Source organism: Pseudoalteromonas sp. SR41-4 (assembly GCF_014163985.1).
GTDB classification, from domain to species: Bacteria; Pseudomonadota; Gammaproteobacteria; order Enterobacterales; family Alteromonadaceae; genus Pseudoalteromonas; species Pseudoalteromonas rhizosphaerae.
Genome location: NZ_JACJEI010000041.1, coordinates 1 through 16,811 on the forward strand (window position 1 = coordinate 1; position 16,811 = coordinate 16,811).

Annotated in this window: 14 protein-coding genes and 4 tRNA genes; 7 read left to right on the forward strand and 11 right to left on the reverse strand. The window is 41.3% G+C overall.

Going from position 1 to position 16,811, the window contains the following annotated elements:
* The 8 genes from H5180_RS21265 to murB all read right to left on the reverse strand — a co-directional run.
* On the reverse strand, positions 1 to 125 hold a 125-nt coding region (locus H5180_RS21265), incomplete at its 3' end, for a GTP-binding protein (protein WP_232321879.1).
* A gap of 134 nt (positions 126 to 259) precedes the next feature.
* A tRNA-Thr gene (locus H5180_RS21270) sits at positions 260 to 335 on the reverse strand.
* A 12-nt stretch (positions 336 to 347) separates the two neighbouring features.
* A tRNA-Gly gene (locus tag H5180_RS21275) sits at positions 348 to 422 on the reverse strand.
* A gap of 45 nt (positions 423 to 467) precedes the next feature.
* Positions 468 to 552: transfer RNA gene (locus H5180_RS21280), tRNA-Tyr, on the reverse strand.
* 39 nt (positions 553 to 591) lie between these two features.
* A tRNA-Thr gene (locus tag H5180_RS21285) sits at positions 592 to 667 on the reverse strand.
* A 120-nt stretch (positions 668 to 787) separates the two neighbouring features.
* A complete protein-coding gene (locus tag H5180_RS21290; protein WP_145242748.1) occupies positions 788 to 1,483 on the reverse strand; it encodes a type III pantothenate kinase in 696 nt (231 codons plus the stop codon).
* The gene (gene birA / locus H5180_RS21295) at positions 1,480 to 2,472 is read right to left on the reverse strand and encodes a bifunctional biotin--[acetyl-CoA-carboxylase] ligase/biotin operon repressor BirA (protein WP_182732635.1); all 993 of its coding nucleotides are present in this window, start codon (positions 2,470 to 2,472) and stop codon (positions 1,480 to 1,482) included. The genes H5180_RS21290 and birA overlap by 4 nt, the downstream gene beginning before the upstream one ends.
* Positions 2,469 to 3,479, reverse strand: coding sequence for a UDP-N-acetylmuramate dehydrogenase (gene murB, locus H5180_RS21300; RefSeq protein WP_182759049.1), 1,011 nt, complete (start codon positions 3,477 to 3,479; stop codon positions 2,469 to 2,471). Before murB ends, birA begins: the two co-directional genes overlap by 4 nt.
* A 143-nt stretch (positions 3,480 to 3,622) precedes the next feature.
* Between murB and H5180_RS21305 the strand changes: the two genes are divergently transcribed.
* A complete protein-coding gene (locus tag H5180_RS21305; protein WP_145242742.1) occupies positions 3,623 to 5,467 on the forward strand; it encodes a M1 family metallopeptidase in 1,845 nt (614 codons plus the stop codon).
* A 66-nt stretch (positions 5,468 to 5,533) separates the two neighbouring features.
* Here the strand turns inward: H5180_RS21305 and H5180_RS21310 are convergent, their stop codons facing one another.
* Complete coding sequence (locus H5180_RS21310; RefSeq protein WP_182735853.1) at positions 5,534 to 6,166, reverse strand: DUF2057 family protein; 633 nt, start codon at positions 6,164 to 6,166, stop codon at positions 5,534 to 5,536.
* Positions 6,167 to 6,255: 89 nt separating this feature from the next.
* On the opposite strand from H5180_RS21310, the gene H5180_RS21315 reads away from it, so the two are divergent.
* From H5180_RS21315 to H5180_RS21330, 4 genes are all read left to right on the forward strand, one after another.
* Entirely contained in the window at positions 6,256 to 6,627 is a 372-nt protein-coding gene (locus H5180_RS21315; protein ID WP_145242738.1) for a histidine triad nucleotide-binding protein, read from the forward strand.
* Positions 6,628 to 6,854: 227 nt separating this feature from the next.
* Entirely contained in the window at positions 6,855 to 7,511 is a 657-nt protein-coding gene (locus H5180_RS21320; protein ID WP_145242736.1) for a response regulator transcription factor, read from the forward strand.
* 135 nt (positions 7,512 to 7,646) lie between these two features.
* Positions 7,647 to 9,803 (forward strand): ATP-binding protein, encoded by a 2,157-nt coding sequence (locus tag H5180_RS21325; protein WP_145242734.1) that lies wholly within the window; start codon positions 7,647 to 7,649, stop codon positions 9,801 to 9,803.
* A 71-nt stretch (positions 9,804 to 9,874) separates the two neighbouring features.
* Entirely contained in the window at positions 9,875 to 10,228 is a 354-nt protein-coding gene (locus H5180_RS21330; protein WP_145242732.1) for a 2OG-Fe(II) oxygenase, read from the forward strand.
* Between the two features lie 6 nt (positions 10,229 to 10,234).
* On the opposite strand, the gene H5180_RS21335 is transcribed toward H5180_RS21330, so the two are convergent.
* Positions 10,235 to 11,653 (reverse strand): mannose-1-phosphate guanylyltransferase/mannose-6-phosphate isomerase, encoded by a 1,419-nt coding sequence (locus tag H5180_RS21335; protein WP_182759050.1) that lies wholly within the window; start codon positions 11,651 to 11,653, stop codon positions 10,235 to 10,237.
* Between the two features lie 172 nt (positions 11,654 to 11,825).
* Here H5180_RS21335 and H5180_RS21340 point away from each other — a divergent pair, with 172 nt between their 5' ends.
* Together H5180_RS21340 and H5180_RS21345 are read left to right on the forward strand one after the other, a co-directional pair.
* Positions 11,826 to 15,098, forward strand: coding sequence for a methyl-accepting chemotaxis protein (locus H5180_RS21340; RefSeq protein ID WP_182759051.1), 3,273 nt, complete (start codon positions 11,826 to 11,828; stop codon positions 15,096 to 15,098).
* Between the two features lie 108 nt (positions 15,099 to 15,206).
* Positions 15,207 to 15,692, forward strand: coding sequence for a DUF4124 domain-containing protein (locus H5180_RS21345; protein ID WP_310736256.1), 486 nt, complete (start codon positions 15,207 to 15,209; stop codon positions 15,690 to 15,692).
* Positions 15,693 to 15,694: 2 nt separating this feature from the next.
* Here the strand turns inward: H5180_RS21345 and H5180_RS21350 are convergent, their stop codons facing one another.
* Positions 15,695 to 16,810 carry an aminotransferase class V-fold PLP-dependent enzyme gene (locus tag H5180_RS21350; protein WP_182759052.1) on the reverse strand — a complete coding sequence of 372 codons (1,116 nt, stop codon included), beginning with the start codon at positions 16,808 to 16,810 and terminating at the stop codon, positions 15,695 to 15,697.
* Position 16,811 lies beyond the last annotated feature (1 nt).

The following is a 16,811-nucleotide window of genomic DNA, read 5'->3' on the forward strand; positions in this document are numbered from 1 at the left end:
CCGCCGTATACTTTTGCAAGTACGTTAGTGATTGCTGCAGTTAGGGTAGTTTTACCGTGGTCAACGTGGCCGATTGTACCTACGTTTACGTGCGGTTTTACGCGTTCAAACTTTGCTTTTGCCATGACGGAACCTATCAGTTTTGTGTATCTAGATTACATATGAAAATAATCCACCAGAGGTAGATTAAGTTAAATTTTTCAAATTTCAAATAGTATTTTCTGACAGATAAAGGAAGTAATCAAGAAGATTCTAAGACTGGTGCTGATAGGCAGAGTTGAACTGCCGACCTCACCCTTACCAAGGGTGCGCTCTACCAACTGAGCTATATCAGCAACACCAGAAACTGGAGCGGGCAGCGGGAATCGAACCCGCATCATCAGCTTGGAAGGCTGAGGTAATAGCCATTATACGATGCCCGCGTTAGCAACCTGTTCTTAAACTACCTCTAACCGTCAAGAATAAAGTGGTGGAGGGAGCTGGATTCGAACCAGCGAAGGCTGAGCCGTCAGATTTACAGTCTGATCCCTTTGGCCGCTCGGGAACCCCTCCACGATAATTCTTTACTAAACACTTTCGGTAAAAGGAAAGTGGTGCCGACTAACCGAGTCGAACGGTTGACCTACTGATTACAAGTCAGTTGCTCTACCAGCTGAGCTAAGTCGGCACTGCTTTAGTACGGGGCGAGATATTAGAGGAAGGTTGGTGGTGATGCAACAAGAAAATTAAAAAAAATGTGATTTTATGTGCCGAACGCTCACAAATCAGGCAAAACAGCCTGTTTTTGTTAATTTTTGCTCAATTCATACCAGTAATTGAGCCCCTTCATCACTAATTGCGGATCATAAATCGCGTCTAAAAATTGCGCTTTCAATAATGCACCATAGCCACCAGCAAAAATTAGTTGAGGTTTTTTATTGGTTAAATGTAATTTTGCTTGTTCAACAGCCCCTAAGGTTGCCACTAGCGCGCCATTTTTTAAACCATTAGGTGTGTTTACACCCAGCTCATTCGCAAAAGGCGTGTTGGCATCATCAAAAACACGCTGCGTATTCTGTGTTAATGAGCGTGTCATGAGATCAAGGCCAGGTAATATCCAGCCACCCAAATGTTGTCCTTGTGCTGTAAGTACATCAATTGTTGTGGCTGTGCCTGTGTCTATCACGATGCAATCTTGTTGCGGCCATAATTGAAAAGCAGCAATTAAACCAAGCCAGCGATCAATACCTAAATTACTAAATTGTTGATACGCACAGCTAAGGTTACTCAATTGTTTAGTCACTTTCGCTTCAAAACATGGCACCTGAAATGCCGATGCTTGTGCTAATAGTCCATTGAGTTGCTCATTTTTACCGACACTTGCATAAACCAGCTCGTTAATTTGCCGCCAAGGTAGCGCACTAACATCACACGGTTTGATTTCGCCTTGCAGGCATAGCGCTGCTTTAAGTGCTGTATTACCTACATCGATTAATAATCTCATTGAACTGCCTTGCGTAGTGAAATTTCACCACCGTAATAGCTTTTAACCTCACCATCTTGGCGAATACGAATACCACCTTGTGGATCTATGCCTTCACAGATACCACGCCAGCTTCTATGCCCAGTATTTAACTCCACACACTGTCCTGCAAAGGCGTTGAGTTCGTTCCACTGCTGATACATGTCATGCAAGCCAGTTTGACTGTACTGCGCTAATCGTTGCTCAAGGTGGTATGTTAAATGTGCCACCAGCTGATTTTTATCAATCTGTTGGCTATGTTGGCTCAAATCAGTCCACGCTTGGTCGATTTGCTGGCTGTAGCTTGTGGGCATTTGCAAATTAATACCAACGCCTATTACGAGCTGACATGGTCCTTGTGGCTGACCATCTAATTCGACCAAAACACCTGCGAGCTTTTCTTTATTAAGATAAATATCGTTTGGCCACTTGAGTTCAATATCTAACTGATACAGTGCTTTTAACGTATCGTAAACAGCTAAGCCTACTGCGATAGACATACCCATTGCGGCTTGCAGCCCGTCATCTAAGCGCCAGAAATAACTATAATACAAGTTCGCACCAAATGGAGACTGCCAAACGCGTCCGCGTCGCCCACGCCCTGCTTGCTGCATTTCCGCGACGACGACAGTGCCTGAATCTAGTGTTTGTTTAGCCGCAATACGGCGCATTAACTCACTGTTGGTCGAATCAATGATCGGATGCACTTCGATATGTGCCGTACTGGCGTTCAAGCCTTGATAATATTGCTGGATCTTATTTTGCTCTAACAAGCCCACGGAGTTATTAAGGCTATAACCCTTACCGCTAACTTTAAAAATATCCAGCCCCATCGCTTGTAAACTTTGCATATGTTTACTCACTGCGGCGCGACTAATGCCAAGTTGCTCACCAAGTAATTGCCCAGAGATAAAGCCCCCCTGATTGAGCGCATTTAAGATTGCTAATTTATTACCATCCGGCGCCTTCATGCTAACTCCCCTAAACCGATATGGCATTCAGTATCATTATTCATCAAGCGAACTTCATGCTGTAAGCTTATTTGATAACGTTGCCATATTTGCTGCTGGATATGTTGAATCATTTTAATTAGGTCACTGCCTTCACTGCCACCATGATTAACTAAAACTAACGCTTGTTGCTGATGCACTTCAATTCCTGCGATACGGTACCCTTTTAACCCTGCTTGTTCTATTAACCAACCGGCAGCTACTTTATGGTGGTGTTCATCATAGTAATAATGAGGCAACTGCGGATACGCGACGAGCAATTCGCTAAGTAACTGGTTTTCTATAATTGGGTTTTTAAAAAAGCTTCCGGCATTGGCAAGTATGTAAGGATCCGGTAATTTGCTGTTACGAGTTTTAATCACTTGCTCAAAAACCGTCTGCGCCGTTACCGACTCAAGCTGCTGTAAAGGACCATAGCTTAACTCTGGCTGCCAAAGTTTTGGTAATGCCAATGCAACGCAAGTGATCACTGCTTTATTTTCTAATTGATGCTTAAAAATAGACTCTCGATAGCCAAACTCGCATTGTTGACAACTAAGGCGGATGAGCTGCTTAGTGGCGATATCAAAATATTCTACGTATTCAATAAATTTTGCCAGCTCTACACCATAGGCACCAATATTTTGTACCGGTGCTGCGCCAACTGTACCGGGGATCAAAGCAAGATTTTCAAGCCCAGGCATCCCTTGTTTGAGCGTATATGCAACAAGCTGATGCCAGTTTTCTCCTGCAGCAACTTCAAGTAAGTAATCATTGTCGCGTTCAATGATGGCGATACCGGTAGTCGCCATTTTAATTACAGTGCCTTGATAATCGCTTAAAAATACCGTGTTACTACCTTCACCTAAAATGCAAAAAGGGCTATCAAACGTCAGTAGCTGTAATTGTGTAAGGTCAGTTATTTCGCACAGTTGTGAACACTGGCTCGGTAAAGAAAATGTATGAAAAGCTTGCAAAGAAAGAGCCACAAAATGCCCCAAAGGTTAATCGTCACTAATCGCAATAGTGTAACCTATCGTCGCAAAACGCGCATCAGATTGTAAAAATTGCTCAACCCTGATGGTCAATCATGATATAAAACCTGCACTTTTTATTTCCGTCCAGGGTCAATATGAAACTTAAACCGCTTTTTTTAAGCCTCGCTATGGCAGGTATGTGCTCTCAAGCAATGGCCAGTGCCATTGATCAAAATTCCTATGCTAATCTTGATGATGTTATTACTACACACTTAAATCTTGATTTAGACGTTGATTTTGCTGACAAGCAGTTAGAAGGTTTTGTTGAGCATACGTTACAATGGCAAAATGCCGACAGCAAAACATTGGTACTTGATACCCGTGACTTAGATATTGATAAAGTAATGTATCAAGATCAAACTGGTGGCTGGCATAAAGCAAAATTTACCCTTGCTGCACGTGATGATGTTAAAGGCTCAAAGTTAACTATTACTTTTAAAAACCAAGCAGCAAAAGTACGCATTTACTACAATAGCCGCCCAGAAGCATCAGGCTTACAATGGTTAACACCTGAGCAAACAGCCAGTAAAACTCATCCGTTTATGTACAGCCAATCGCAAGCAATTCATGCTCGTAGTTGGATCCCAGTACAAGATACACCAGCGATGCGTGTAACTTACTCGGCACGTATTCATACACCTAAAGATGTTCGTGCGGTGATGAGTGCCGACAACAAAGATGCACTTTATAAAGATGGCGATTACATTTTTGATATGCCTCAAGCAATCTCTCCTTACTTAATTGCGATTGGCGCTGGTAATCTAGAATTTAAAGCTATGTCACGCCAAACCGGCATTTTTGCTGAACCAACCATTTTAGATGCATCAGTTGCTGAATTTGAAGACACGCAAGCGATGATCGATAAAACAAGTACCATGTATGGTGAATATGCTTGGGGCCGTTATGACCTCTTAATGTTACCGCCGAGCTTTCCTTTCGGTGGCATGGAGAATCCACGTCTGTCGTTTATCACTCCAACGGTTGTTGCTGGCGATAAAAGCTTAGTTAACTTAATCGCTCATGAGCTTGCTCACTCTTGGTCTGGCAACTTAGTAACCAATGCTACATGGGAAGACTTATGGCTGAATGAAGGTTTTACCTCGTACGTTGAAAACCGTATTATGGAAGAAGTTTATGGTCGTGACCGTGCGGTTATGGAGCAAGCGCTTGACGCTGCGGGCCTGCGTGCTCAACTTAAAACTATTGCAGCGCCAGATACTCGCCTTAACTTAAAACTTAATGGCCGCGATCCGGACGATGCATTCAGCTCAGTGCCATATACTAAAGGCCAGCTATTCTTAATTTACCTTGAAAACAAGTATGGTCGCGACAAGTTCGACCCATTTGTAAAAGCCTATTTTAAAGAGTTTTCATTCAAATCTTTGACCACCGCAGAGTTTGTTACTTACTTAAAAACGAACTTAATTGAACAGTATCCAGGTGTTGTTAGCATGGATAAAGTAAACGAGTGGATTTTTCAGCCTGGCTTACCGAGCGATGCACCAAACCCAACCTCAGATGCATTCGATAAAGTAGATAGTGCAACAGCAGCATGGTTAAAAGGTGACACAACTGCCGCACAACTTCCTACGGCAAATTGGACTGTGCATGAGTGGTTACACTTTTTAAATAACTTACCACGTGATTTAAGCCTAGATAAAATGGCGATGCTAGACAGCGAGTTCAACCTTACACAATCAACTAACGCAGAGCGTGCTTTTGCTTGGTTTATGCTTGCGGTTGGCAATGGCTATCAACCTATCTATCCAGCACTTGATAAACACTTATCAGGTATTGGCCGTCGCAAATTAATCGTGCCGCTATACAAAGCTCTGATTACTAATGGTAAACGTGAATGGGCACATGAAGTATACCTAAAAGCGCGCCCGGGCTACCACCCACTTGCGCAAGGTACTATTGACGACTTGTTTGCTAAGTAATAGCTAAATAACGAAAATTAAAAAGGGCGATTTATTCGCCCTTTTTGCTATCTATTTTAATCAGTGCTATTTATTTTTAGTGACTTTATCAATGAAAGCTTGCCGCTCTTGAGCACTGGCTTGTTGCCACCAAAAATCTAACATGGCGGCAGCACTAGGCGCATTACCTGCATTAGGTGCAGGGCGAGAAACTGGAGCTTGTAAATTAGCAGCCATCGGTGCAGCTCTGGTTGCTGCTGTTGGTGCTACTTGCACTGTCGCAACTTGAGAGTTAATACTACTTGTCAAATCGGGCTCAGCTATAATGGCTAGCGGCGTGCCTAATGACGCCCCTTTTGCTTGTAAGCTCACTTGTGGCGCTTCTGCAAAAACTTCTGCTGCTACCGCATTATCAGCACGGTTAAACACCACATCATAATCTGTATTGGCAGCAATGGTCATCGTCACCCAAAATGGTTCTGAGTCGATAACTTGATGCTCATCGTAACCTTGCTCGTACAAATCGGTGTATTTAAGTTTGAGCTGATATACGCCAGGAACCAGCTCGACTTCATCAACACGGTTGAAAAATGAATGCTCAATTTTCTTATCGCCCACTTGTAATGGCACTATTTCTTCAGGAAAATTGACGGTTTCGGCCACGCTTGTCGCACTCAAAAATAATGACACAATACCGCTTAATAATAAATGTTTACGCATAATAGCTCCTTGTTGTTTGATTTCAGTTTGACACTGCAGGCAAAGTTTGTCATTAGTGACTTTAGTACAACCGACAAAGAGCCCTTTAAATGAGCCAAGAAACTATTTTTACTAAAATTATTAACCGCGAGATCCCAGCTGATATCATCTACGAAGATGAGCTTAGTTTAGCGTTTAGAGATATCAACCCACAAGCCCCTTTTCACGTGCTGATTATCCCGAAAAAAGCGATTGCGACCATCAATGATATTACCGAGCAAGATGCGCCAATTGTTGGCCACCTGTATGTGGTTGCTGCAAAAATAGCGAAACAACAAGGCTTTGCAGAGGATGGTTTCCGCGTGGTAATGAATTGCAATGAACATGGCGGGCAAACTGTTTATCATATCCATTTACATATGCTAGCAGGTAAAATAATGGGGTGGCCACCTTACCAAAATAAGACTAAAGGTTTACTTTAAACGGCTTAACTGTAAATATTTGTAAAAAAAATTAACTTTGAAAGAAAATGTTATTTGCTATTAATTTCAAATTGTTACAAAGTTTTTTAAATGTATCTTTTATGACGAATACGATAAACGTTATAAAACTATGTCTATCTTACCCTAAAGTAGGAAATTTCTAATACTAAAGGGGCGGATTGCATGTTAGGATTGATTAGCCAACTTTATTCAAGAGTATAGTAAGTATGAGTAGTTCTGCCTTTTTGTTACTAGATCTAGAGCCAATTAATACAATTGGTATTAATGTATTAGAGCCTTTATTAAAAACCCAAGGGCTCAATGTTACTACCGGAACAAATATATCTGACGTTCCTGAGGGAACGCGTTTATTGTTTATCGAAACATCAAGCCAAGACGCTTGGGGGAAATTGAAAGAGCAATTGGTCAATCTACGTATTAAGTGCGATATCGTATTATTCAACTTAGACGAAAATCCAGAACTAGCTAATCGTGCATTGTTAAGCGGTATTCGGGGTGTTTTTTATACTACCGACAATGCTGATGTGCTAATGAAAGGCATTCGTTTATTACTCGAAGATCAGCTGTGGTATCGTCGTGATATCATGTGTAACGCATTAAACCGTATGTTGCAGTTCAATAAAGACGCATTACATAAGCTCACTGACGGTGATATTGAACCTGTAAAATTAACTAAACGCGAAAAAGCAATTATCTCCTTAATGAGTAACGGCTCTAAAAATAAGGAAATAGCTGAAGCGTTAAGCATTAGTCCACACACTGTAAAAACTCATTTATACAGCGCATTTAGAAAGACAAAATGTCGTAATCGTATTGAATTATTATCGTGGGCACAACAAAATATTCCGGACGAAATTCGCTAATCTAGTAACTCTTATTTTAATATTAAAACAGGTACTTTGTGCCTGTTTTTTTTGTTTATTCTAGAGCACGATATTTGCTAACAAATGCAATTGCCATTATTCTAAACTCGTCATCCTGATCTGCTTGGAATATGAATGCTCGACTCCCTCACGCTCTACTCTGCCAGTGCCGCCATGATGGTCGTCATGGCACTACTCAACTTTTTAACTTGGCGCGCCAACAAAAACACTCCAGGCACAGTGTTATATATTCTTTATCCTTTAGTGCTATTTATTGCTCTAATGAGCTTTGCCTTACACGGTCGTCTCGATAGCATTATCACTATTGTTCTTGCTAATAGTTTATGGTTTAGCGCGTCCATCATCCATGCATTAGCAATCAGCCAATTTTTAGGTTACCGCGGCAAAGAGTTTCGGTTTTTTGTATTAGCAACCTTGTTTTGCGGAGCATTGCTAATGTACTTTACCGTAGTTGATTCTAACCTTCGTAATCGTATGCTGGCCTCTGATTTACAGCATATAAGCGAAGCACTGTTTTTACTGTACTTATTTATTCGCTTTGCCCGTAAGCCCTACCCCAATGGCAGCATTGTCTATATTTTGATCCTGACCATTATTAGCTGTATTTTTGTCGGTCGCGCTTTTTTAATGGAAGATGTTAACAATTTCACACTGTTAAAAGAAAACTGGTTTAGCGTGACCTTACTGGTTAATGGCGTGATCGCCCCAATGTTTTATACCACCGGGATGGCGTTATTATGTAACGAGCGCAGAGAGCAAAACCTCAATCAGTTAACTAATAAAGCGCAAAAAGATCTTGAAATAAGAGGCTTATTTTTATCTACCATTAGTCATGAAATTCGCACTCCCCTTAATGGTATTTTAGGTAGTGCGCAATTGATCTTAAATCAATCAACAGACCCGCGAGACAAACCTTATTGCGAAGCCATTATAAACTCCGCCGAATCACTTAACTTGTTAGTGGATAAAGTGCTTGATTACGCAAGCCTTGACCAACACAACGAAGCACTTTATGAAGAGGACGTAGAATTTAAAACTTGGTTGCATAACTTATGTTTATTACTTAGTCCATTAGCCGAGCAGAAACGCTTAAAGTTTGAGTTAATTTATAACCTCCCAGAGCAAGCTTGTTATTACTGCGACCAACAAAAACTTCGGCAAATCATCATTAACCTCGTTGGTAATGCGATTAAATTTACCGACAAAGGTGAAGTTAAAATTCGCGTAGAGTTATTAGAGGAGCGCCAACTTGAACATCATATTCGTATTAGTGTAATTGACTCGGGGCCTGGCATTGAAGATGATGAAATAGAATACCTTACAGAGCCATACGTACAAAGTAGCGCAGGTAAAGAAAAAGGCGGAACAGGCCTAGGGCTTGCTATCACCAGCCGCCTACTAGCCAAACTGGGCTCCCAACTTGATATTACCAGTGAGTTAGATAAAGGCAGTTCGTTTAGCTTTGATATCACGCTTGTGCTTGGCGAACTCAGCCTTGTTGAACAGCGCCATCAATCAAAAGATTATTTAACTGGATTAGATGTATTACTGGTCGAGGATTTAGATTTAAATCAAAAAATAGCCATAGAATTTATGGCTGATGATGAGCATAAAATCAAGCTCGCCCGCGATGGTAAAAGTGCTATTAACCTGATGCAAGAGTACCACTTTGATGTTGTGCTATTAGACATGAACCTGCCAGATCTGACTGGCCAAGAAGTACTTAAAACCCTCAAAGGTATGGAGCATAAAAATCAACGTACCCCAGTACTCGCCTTTACTGCCAGTTTAAGCCCTGACGAAATCAAAGAGTATTTCTCATTAGGAATAAAAGACATTGTTGGTAAACCAATTAAACAACAGAAATTACGCCAAGCATTAAGTGATTCACAAAGCAGCCATGCACCCAGTATTGCCGTTGAGCTGAGTGATGTTTTATATGACAATACCGCAGCAGACACATTAAAAAGCTCTTTTAGTGAAGACGAGATTTCGTCTATTTACAACGAGTTTGTATTATCCGCACGCAACAAGCTGATCCGTGCTCAACAATTATTAGACGAAGATAAAGAACAATGTATTAAGCTGCTCCATCGCCAAGCAAGCACCGCTTTACAACTCGGTTTTAACCGCTACGGCATAGAGTTAAAAAAAATAGAACGACGCTTACTCGACAACAAACCGCTTAAAGAGTCACTCACAGAAGCATTGGTGTTATGGCAAAATAGCCTTGAGCAGTATTTAAAGTATGTCAGGGAGCAGATGAGTTGACGAATTGGCGAGTTGGCGAGTTGGCGAAGTTGGCGAAGTTGGCGAAGTTAAAGTAATAAGGAAAAGATACAATGGCTATTTTTAAAAATTTATTTCGCTGGCAGCGTGGCAGGCAAGATTCGGGCTATGACAAAATGCTTCTGTGTGGCGCCCATTGGCCAGTAAAGTTTGATACTTATTTAATTAAGTTTCCCGTTGGTAGTGAAATAAAGCCCCATACAGATAAAGTAAAAAAAGGTAAGCATTTTCGTTTAAATCTCATTATCAAACGTGCCCAACTGGGCGGTGAGTTTATGTGCGAAAACACCTTATTTCAAAGCCAGCGTATAAAACTATTTAGGCCCGATATAACTCAGCATGCAGTAACCAAAATAGAAAAAGGTAGTCGTTATATATTAAGTATTGGCTGGGTTAAAAGCGATTAACCTTCACTATTTTCTACCATACTGATCGTCAAAACGTTCAATATCCGTTTCATCTAAAACGCTGCCAGTTTGTACTTCTATAAGAATAAGTGGCTCATTTTGCGTGTTTGCTAAACTGTGAATGTGACCGGCGGCTATATAGCAAGATTGATCGGCAGTAAGCCTGTGTGCTTGGCCATCAATACGCACATCAGCAATGCCAGAGACGACAACCCAATGTTCAGCGCGGTACTGATGACGCTGCGTTGAAAGTTTGCCAGCTGGGCTGACAATAATTTTTTTCACTTTAAAGCCGGTGCCTGCAATTAACACTCGGTAACTACCCCACGGTCGATACACGGCTTGATGATGGATCAATTTATCACCGTGCTTAACGGCTAATTGCTTTAATAGTTCCGGAAGCTGCTCTAATTGGCTTTTGCTCGCGACTAAAGTTGCATCATGGGTGTGAATAATCGCTAAATCACTCACCCCAAGAGCTGCGATACTATGACCTTCTTCACCGCTGAGCAAGTTGTTATGGCTATGTAAAACCACGTCATCTGTGCTTAGGCTATTGCCTTGCTCGTCTTTATCGGCACTTTGCCATAGCGCATTAAAACCGCCGACATCATTCCAATTCAGCGCTAAAGGCAGCACCGCCACATTTGGGCTGCGTTCTAAAATAGCATAGTCGATTGAATCACTTGGACAGTTTTTTAAGACTTCATTATTGGCACGGGTAAAACCTAAGTCACCACTGAAATTGGCGGCTGCTGCAATGCAACTGGCGATTTTTGGTGCAAAACGCTCAAGTTCAGCAAGGTATGCGCTAGGAGTGAATAAAAACATTCCACTGTTCCAGCTATATTCGCCACTGGCAAGATATTGCTGTGCTAATAGTAGACTGGGCTTTTCTTTAAATTGATCAACTTCATAGCAGTTTGAAGATGCTATTTTAGTGCCATTTTTAATATAACCGTAACCGCAATGGGCTGAGTCTGGCTCAATTGCAAAGGTAATTAACTTGCCCTGTTGCGCCAAGCTTATCGCATCAGGAAGTTGCTCTATTAACAACTCAAAGTTATCAATATGATGATCGGCTGGAATCACTAATAAAGGTTTATCAAGCCCTTGCTGTAATGCATATTGTGCTGCCAATGCGATGGCGGGAGCAGTATTTTTGCCATCAGGCTCTAATAGTAACGCCATGGTTGCAACACCGATTTGCTGGCATTGGCTGCTGACAATAAAGCGATGCTGTTCATTACAAACCAAAATCGGATCAGTAAAACATGAGTCAGAGACTCTATTTAAGGTACTTTGCAATAATGACTCATCTCCCAGTAAAGGTAAAAACTGTTTTGGCATAGCTTGGCGCGATAATGGCCATAACCGCGAACCGATACCACCGGCCAATACAACTGGAATAATGGAGTTTTTCATAGCAAACACACTTAAATTTGAATGCCCGTAGTTTAACAGAGTATAGCGAGTGCATTACAGCAACTAAAAAATCTATTTTTCGTCATCGACTCGCTTTTAATTCAAGCTGTTCTACACTAAATCTTAATTACCTATATTAGGTTTACAGCTTTGCTTTGATAAGGATGTTGTTATGGCTAACCAAACCCGTTCATTCGGAAATTTTGTACGTAATATTGGCTTGACTAAAAAGCTTGTTATTGCCTTTTTGCTCGTTGCATTAATTCCCTTGGCGATAGCCATCAGTCTTGCACTGTATAACTCGGCTACTGCTTTAAATAAACAAACTTATGCTCAATTAGAAGCGGTTAGTGAAATTAAAAAAAGCGCCATTGAAAGGCATTTTGCCGATATACATGCGCAATTATTATTTTTAGCACAAAGCCCTTTACTCCACACCGCAGCAGATGAACTTAGCCGTGCATTTAAAGAGCCCTATACAACATCTCTCGACAGCACCGCAGAGCAACAGCTGGCAGATTACTATCACAACGACTTTAATACTAAATACCGGCTTAAAAACGAAGACAAATTGCCAACTTCTGAGCTGCTTTCCACACTTTCACCCACGGCTAAATATTGGCAATCACAATACCTAGCAGATAACCCATACCCACTTGGCGAGAAAGCAAAATTAGTACAAGCAAGTGCTGATAATAACTACAATTTACTACACAGCAAATACCATAGTTTTTTACTAAATTTTGCGCAAAAATTTGATTTTTATGATGTCTTTATCATCGACAATCGCAGCGCTGAAGTAGTTTACTCTGTTTACAAAGAAGTTGACTTTGCCACTTCTTTACTCGATGGACCTTATGCTAATAGCAACCTAGCATTGGCATTTAAACAAGCAAAAATGATCAATGAAGATGAAATAACCTTTGTCGATTATCAGCAATATTTGCCATCTTATAATGCACCAGCCAGTTTTATCGCCACCCCAATTTATAACCAAGGCGTACATACCAGCACCTTGATTTTTCAACTATCCATTGATGCCCTAAATGTCATTATGACTGAGCGGGCTGGCTTAGGTACAAGTGGCGAGACATATTTAGTCGGACCTGATTTTTTAATGCGTTCTGATTCCTTTCTCGACCCCGAAAACCGCTCAGTTGTAAATTCTTTTCGCTATCCAAGCATAGGTAAAGTAAAAACGCTGGCAACTGAGCTTACTCAGCAAGGTAAAAAAGGTCAGCAAGTAATCACCGATTATAGCGGCTCCTTAGTACTGTCGTCTTATCAACCTATTAACGTATTAGGTATACAGTGGTCATTACTGGCTGAAATAGATAAAAAAGAAGCTTTTGCCACAGTCAGTCATTTAACGACGATTCTCATTAGCACCTTAATAATATCGATCATTGCCATTACTCTGGTCGCTATTTGGTTTGCTCGTTCGCTCACCCGCCCTGTGCAATTACTTGTCGACACAATGCGTCACGTTGAACAAAAAGGTGATTTTTCGGTACGAACGCCAGTGCTTTCGAATGATGAAATAGGTTCATCGGCAAGTGCTTTTAATTGCCTCCTTGATGCGCTGCAAAGCTCTATTTCCCAAACCAATACGGTTATGAATAAAATGGCCGCAGGTGAATTTAACCACCGAATTAGTGCGCCCTGCAAAGGTGAATTAGATTCCTTAAAACAGGCCACAAATAATTGCGCAGACTCGCTAGAGCAAGCAATGAGTGAAATAAATCATATTATAGATGAAATGAGCCAAGGAAATTTTAACAGCCAAATAACAACCCCAATGCAGGGACAGCTGGCCACCTTAAAACAAAATATAAATGGCTCTCTGCAATCGCTAAATAGCACCATTACTGAAATTGTCGGGGTAATGAGCCATATCGAACATGGTGACTTTAAACAACAGGTTACGGTAGCCGCACAAGGCTCTTTGGCACAATTAAAAAACAGTGTGAATAATTCAGTACACAGTTTAGCGGGAGCAGTAAGTGATATCAGTCGCGTAATGAGCGCACTTCACGATGGGGATTTTTCACAACACCTTGAGCAACCTCTACAAGGCCAGTTAGCCACACTTAAAAATGATATCAACGCGAGCGTCGACAATCTCGCGTTAATCATTAAAAATATTAACGATGTTATGGCAGCCGTAAATGCTGGCAACTTTAAACAACAAGTAAATTGCAGTGCCAATGGCCAATTATCAACTTTAAAGCATAATATTAATAACTCAATTATGGGTTTAGACACTGCTGTAAGTGAAATATCAAACGTTATGCTGGCGATCAGTAAAGGTAACTTCGAGCAGACAATCGATAGCGATATGAATGGCCAACTCAATGTACTTAAAGATGATGTAAATAGCTCTATTAGCAATTTGAGTATTGTTATTGCTGAACTCGCGCGCGTTATGGCAGCTATGCGTAGCGGTGATTTTAATCAACAACTAGAGACAAACATGCAAGGCCAATTAGCGCAGCTGCAAAATGATGTGAACAGTTCTTTGACCATCACCGCAGATGCAATCGCAGAGGTAACTAAGGTATTAAGCGGGCTTGCTCAAGGCAATTTAAATCAACAAGTACAGCAGGATTACCAAGGTGTATTTGCTACATTAAAAGCAGATGTAAATCAAACGATTGAAAAACTTACCAGTGTTATTAGCAGCATCCAAGACTCTGCCTTAAGAGTATCACAAAGCGCCGCAGAGATAGCAGAGAGTAACACCGAAATAAGTCAACGCACTGAAGAGCAAGCAGCCAATTTAGAAGAAGCCAGTGCTAGCAGCAGTAACATGCTAGATGAAATAGCAGCCATTGCTAAGCAAGCTAACGAAGCGGTTAAGCTTGCAGAAAACGCTCAAATGAGCGCAACCGAAGGGGGCGAGCTATCCATACAAACGGTTCATGCCATTGTTGAGGTCAATGATTCCAGTAAGGATATTAATGAAATTGTCTCTGTTATTGATGAAATAGCATTTCAAACCAATTTATTAGCTCTCAACGCAGCGGTAGAAGCTGCCAGAGCTGGCGAGCATGGTCGCGGGTTTGCGGTCGTTGCCAATGAGGTTAGAGAATTAGCTGGACGTAGCGCAACCTCGGCGAAACAAATTAAAACGATAATAAGCAACAGCAACCAAAAAATTAGTCACGGTACCGCCCTTGCTAATTCATCAGGTGAGAAACTAAAGCAAATTGTCAGCGCTGTGGCTGATGTTAACCATATGATAGTGTCTATCAATAGCTCTTCGATTACCCAACAACAGGCAATTAAAGAGGTAGATATTGTGGTACAACGCCTAACAACCTTGATCCAAGAAAACTCAGCGATGACTGAAGAAACCATGGCTGCGGCAAAACAAATGGCAGATCAAGCTAACACTATGCGTCACTTGCTCGGGTATTTTTCACTGCAAAAGGCACCGTTATAAGGAAAATAAATTCACTAATAAATAGCAACGATTAATTGGCGATTCAAATTAACAAACTTGATAAACTAGCTGCACTAGATATTTTAATGCAAATTTAGGGATTCATAAGTGTACTTGCGACAACTTCAGTTAACAATGGTTTGTGCCTTAGCGATGCTGATACCACCAGCAGCTGTGGCTACGGCTGCTTACCAATGCACGGTTGATGGCGTGGCTACCTTTAGTCAACTACCTTGTGGTGACGATGCTAAAGAAATAAAAATTCCACCAACTAATGTGACCCAAGCATCTAATACGCAACAAAGCAAAGATATCATGGCGTCTGTAGATAGTTATGTTGCGATGCAAAAAATTGATCGTGAAATTGCAGTTTATCAACGAGAAATAAAGCAACTTCAAGATACTCTTGCAGAACAAAAAACCAAAATAAACTATATGACGCAAGACTCTGCAAATAAAATGGGTGCAAACTCAATTGCTGATGCGATAGCAAAACGCACAGCACAAGCGGAGCAACGCATTGAGCCGAAAATAAAGCAGTATCAGCAACAAATTGATGCGTTAAAAGCGTTTAAAACGCAACTAAGCCAATAAATTTAGCTTAGGGTTTGTTTAACCACTTTTATTAGCTGTGCTATATCACTACTGTTGTTATAAATATGCGGTGAAACTCGCACCCCATATGCTCGCGCATCGACACTTATATTCGCCTGAGACAGCGCGCTTAATACCGCTGGCTGTTGCTCGCCAAAATTTAAAATAGCTGTACCGCTACGTTTTTCTGGCGTTGTTGGTGACACCAAATATGGCCTAAACTCTGCACTTAATTGTTCAAGTAGCGCCAAGTTGTGCGCTCGCACTGTTGCAACACCTAATTTAGCAAAGTAACCAATGCTATGCCCTGCGAGAACAAATGGCGCAATCGATGGAGTGCCGCCCCAAAAACGCAATGCGCTATCATGATAAGCAAAGTGATGAATATCAAACTCAAATGGATTTTGATGTGAAAACCACCCTACATCTTGTGGTTCGCACACATTTAATTGCGCCTGGCTTACCCATAAATATGCCGCACCGGGACCTGAGCATAACCACTTAACGCTGGAACCAATCATAAAATCAGCATCAACTTGGCTTAAATCTAGAGGCAATACACCAGCTGACTGCGCCACATCAACAAGACTCAAACAGCCTGCGTGCTTACACAGTTGCGTAATTTCAGCTAATGGCGCTTGCTGGCCAGTATTTGAATAAGCGTGACTAATAAATACTAAATCAATATCTGTTTGAATATATTGTTGCCATTGCACGCTATCAGTTAGATCTACGTGTTCAGGAATAAACTTTATTTCAGCGCTACTAGCCAGCGCTTTTTGCATTGCAAACCCCATGCTAGGAAAGTCACTTTGCGCCATCAACACCTTACAATTAGCTTGCCGTAAGCGAGGATGCGACATAACTAACTTTGTTAAAGCGCTCGATAAATTTACTTGTGGGCAAAATTGCCTGCTCGGTGAATTAAACAATGTACTGAGCGCCTGAGTAAAGCGTTCAATGGCTGGCAGCCACTGCTGCCATGGCTCTTTATTACTCGCTTGCCAAGGAGCAAAAAAGTACTGGTTAAAATCATCTTGGCTGCTTTTCAGTGCACGGCCAACAGAGTGATTTAGCAAGTAACAGCCTGCGGCAAGATTAAAGTCATCTTTGTACATA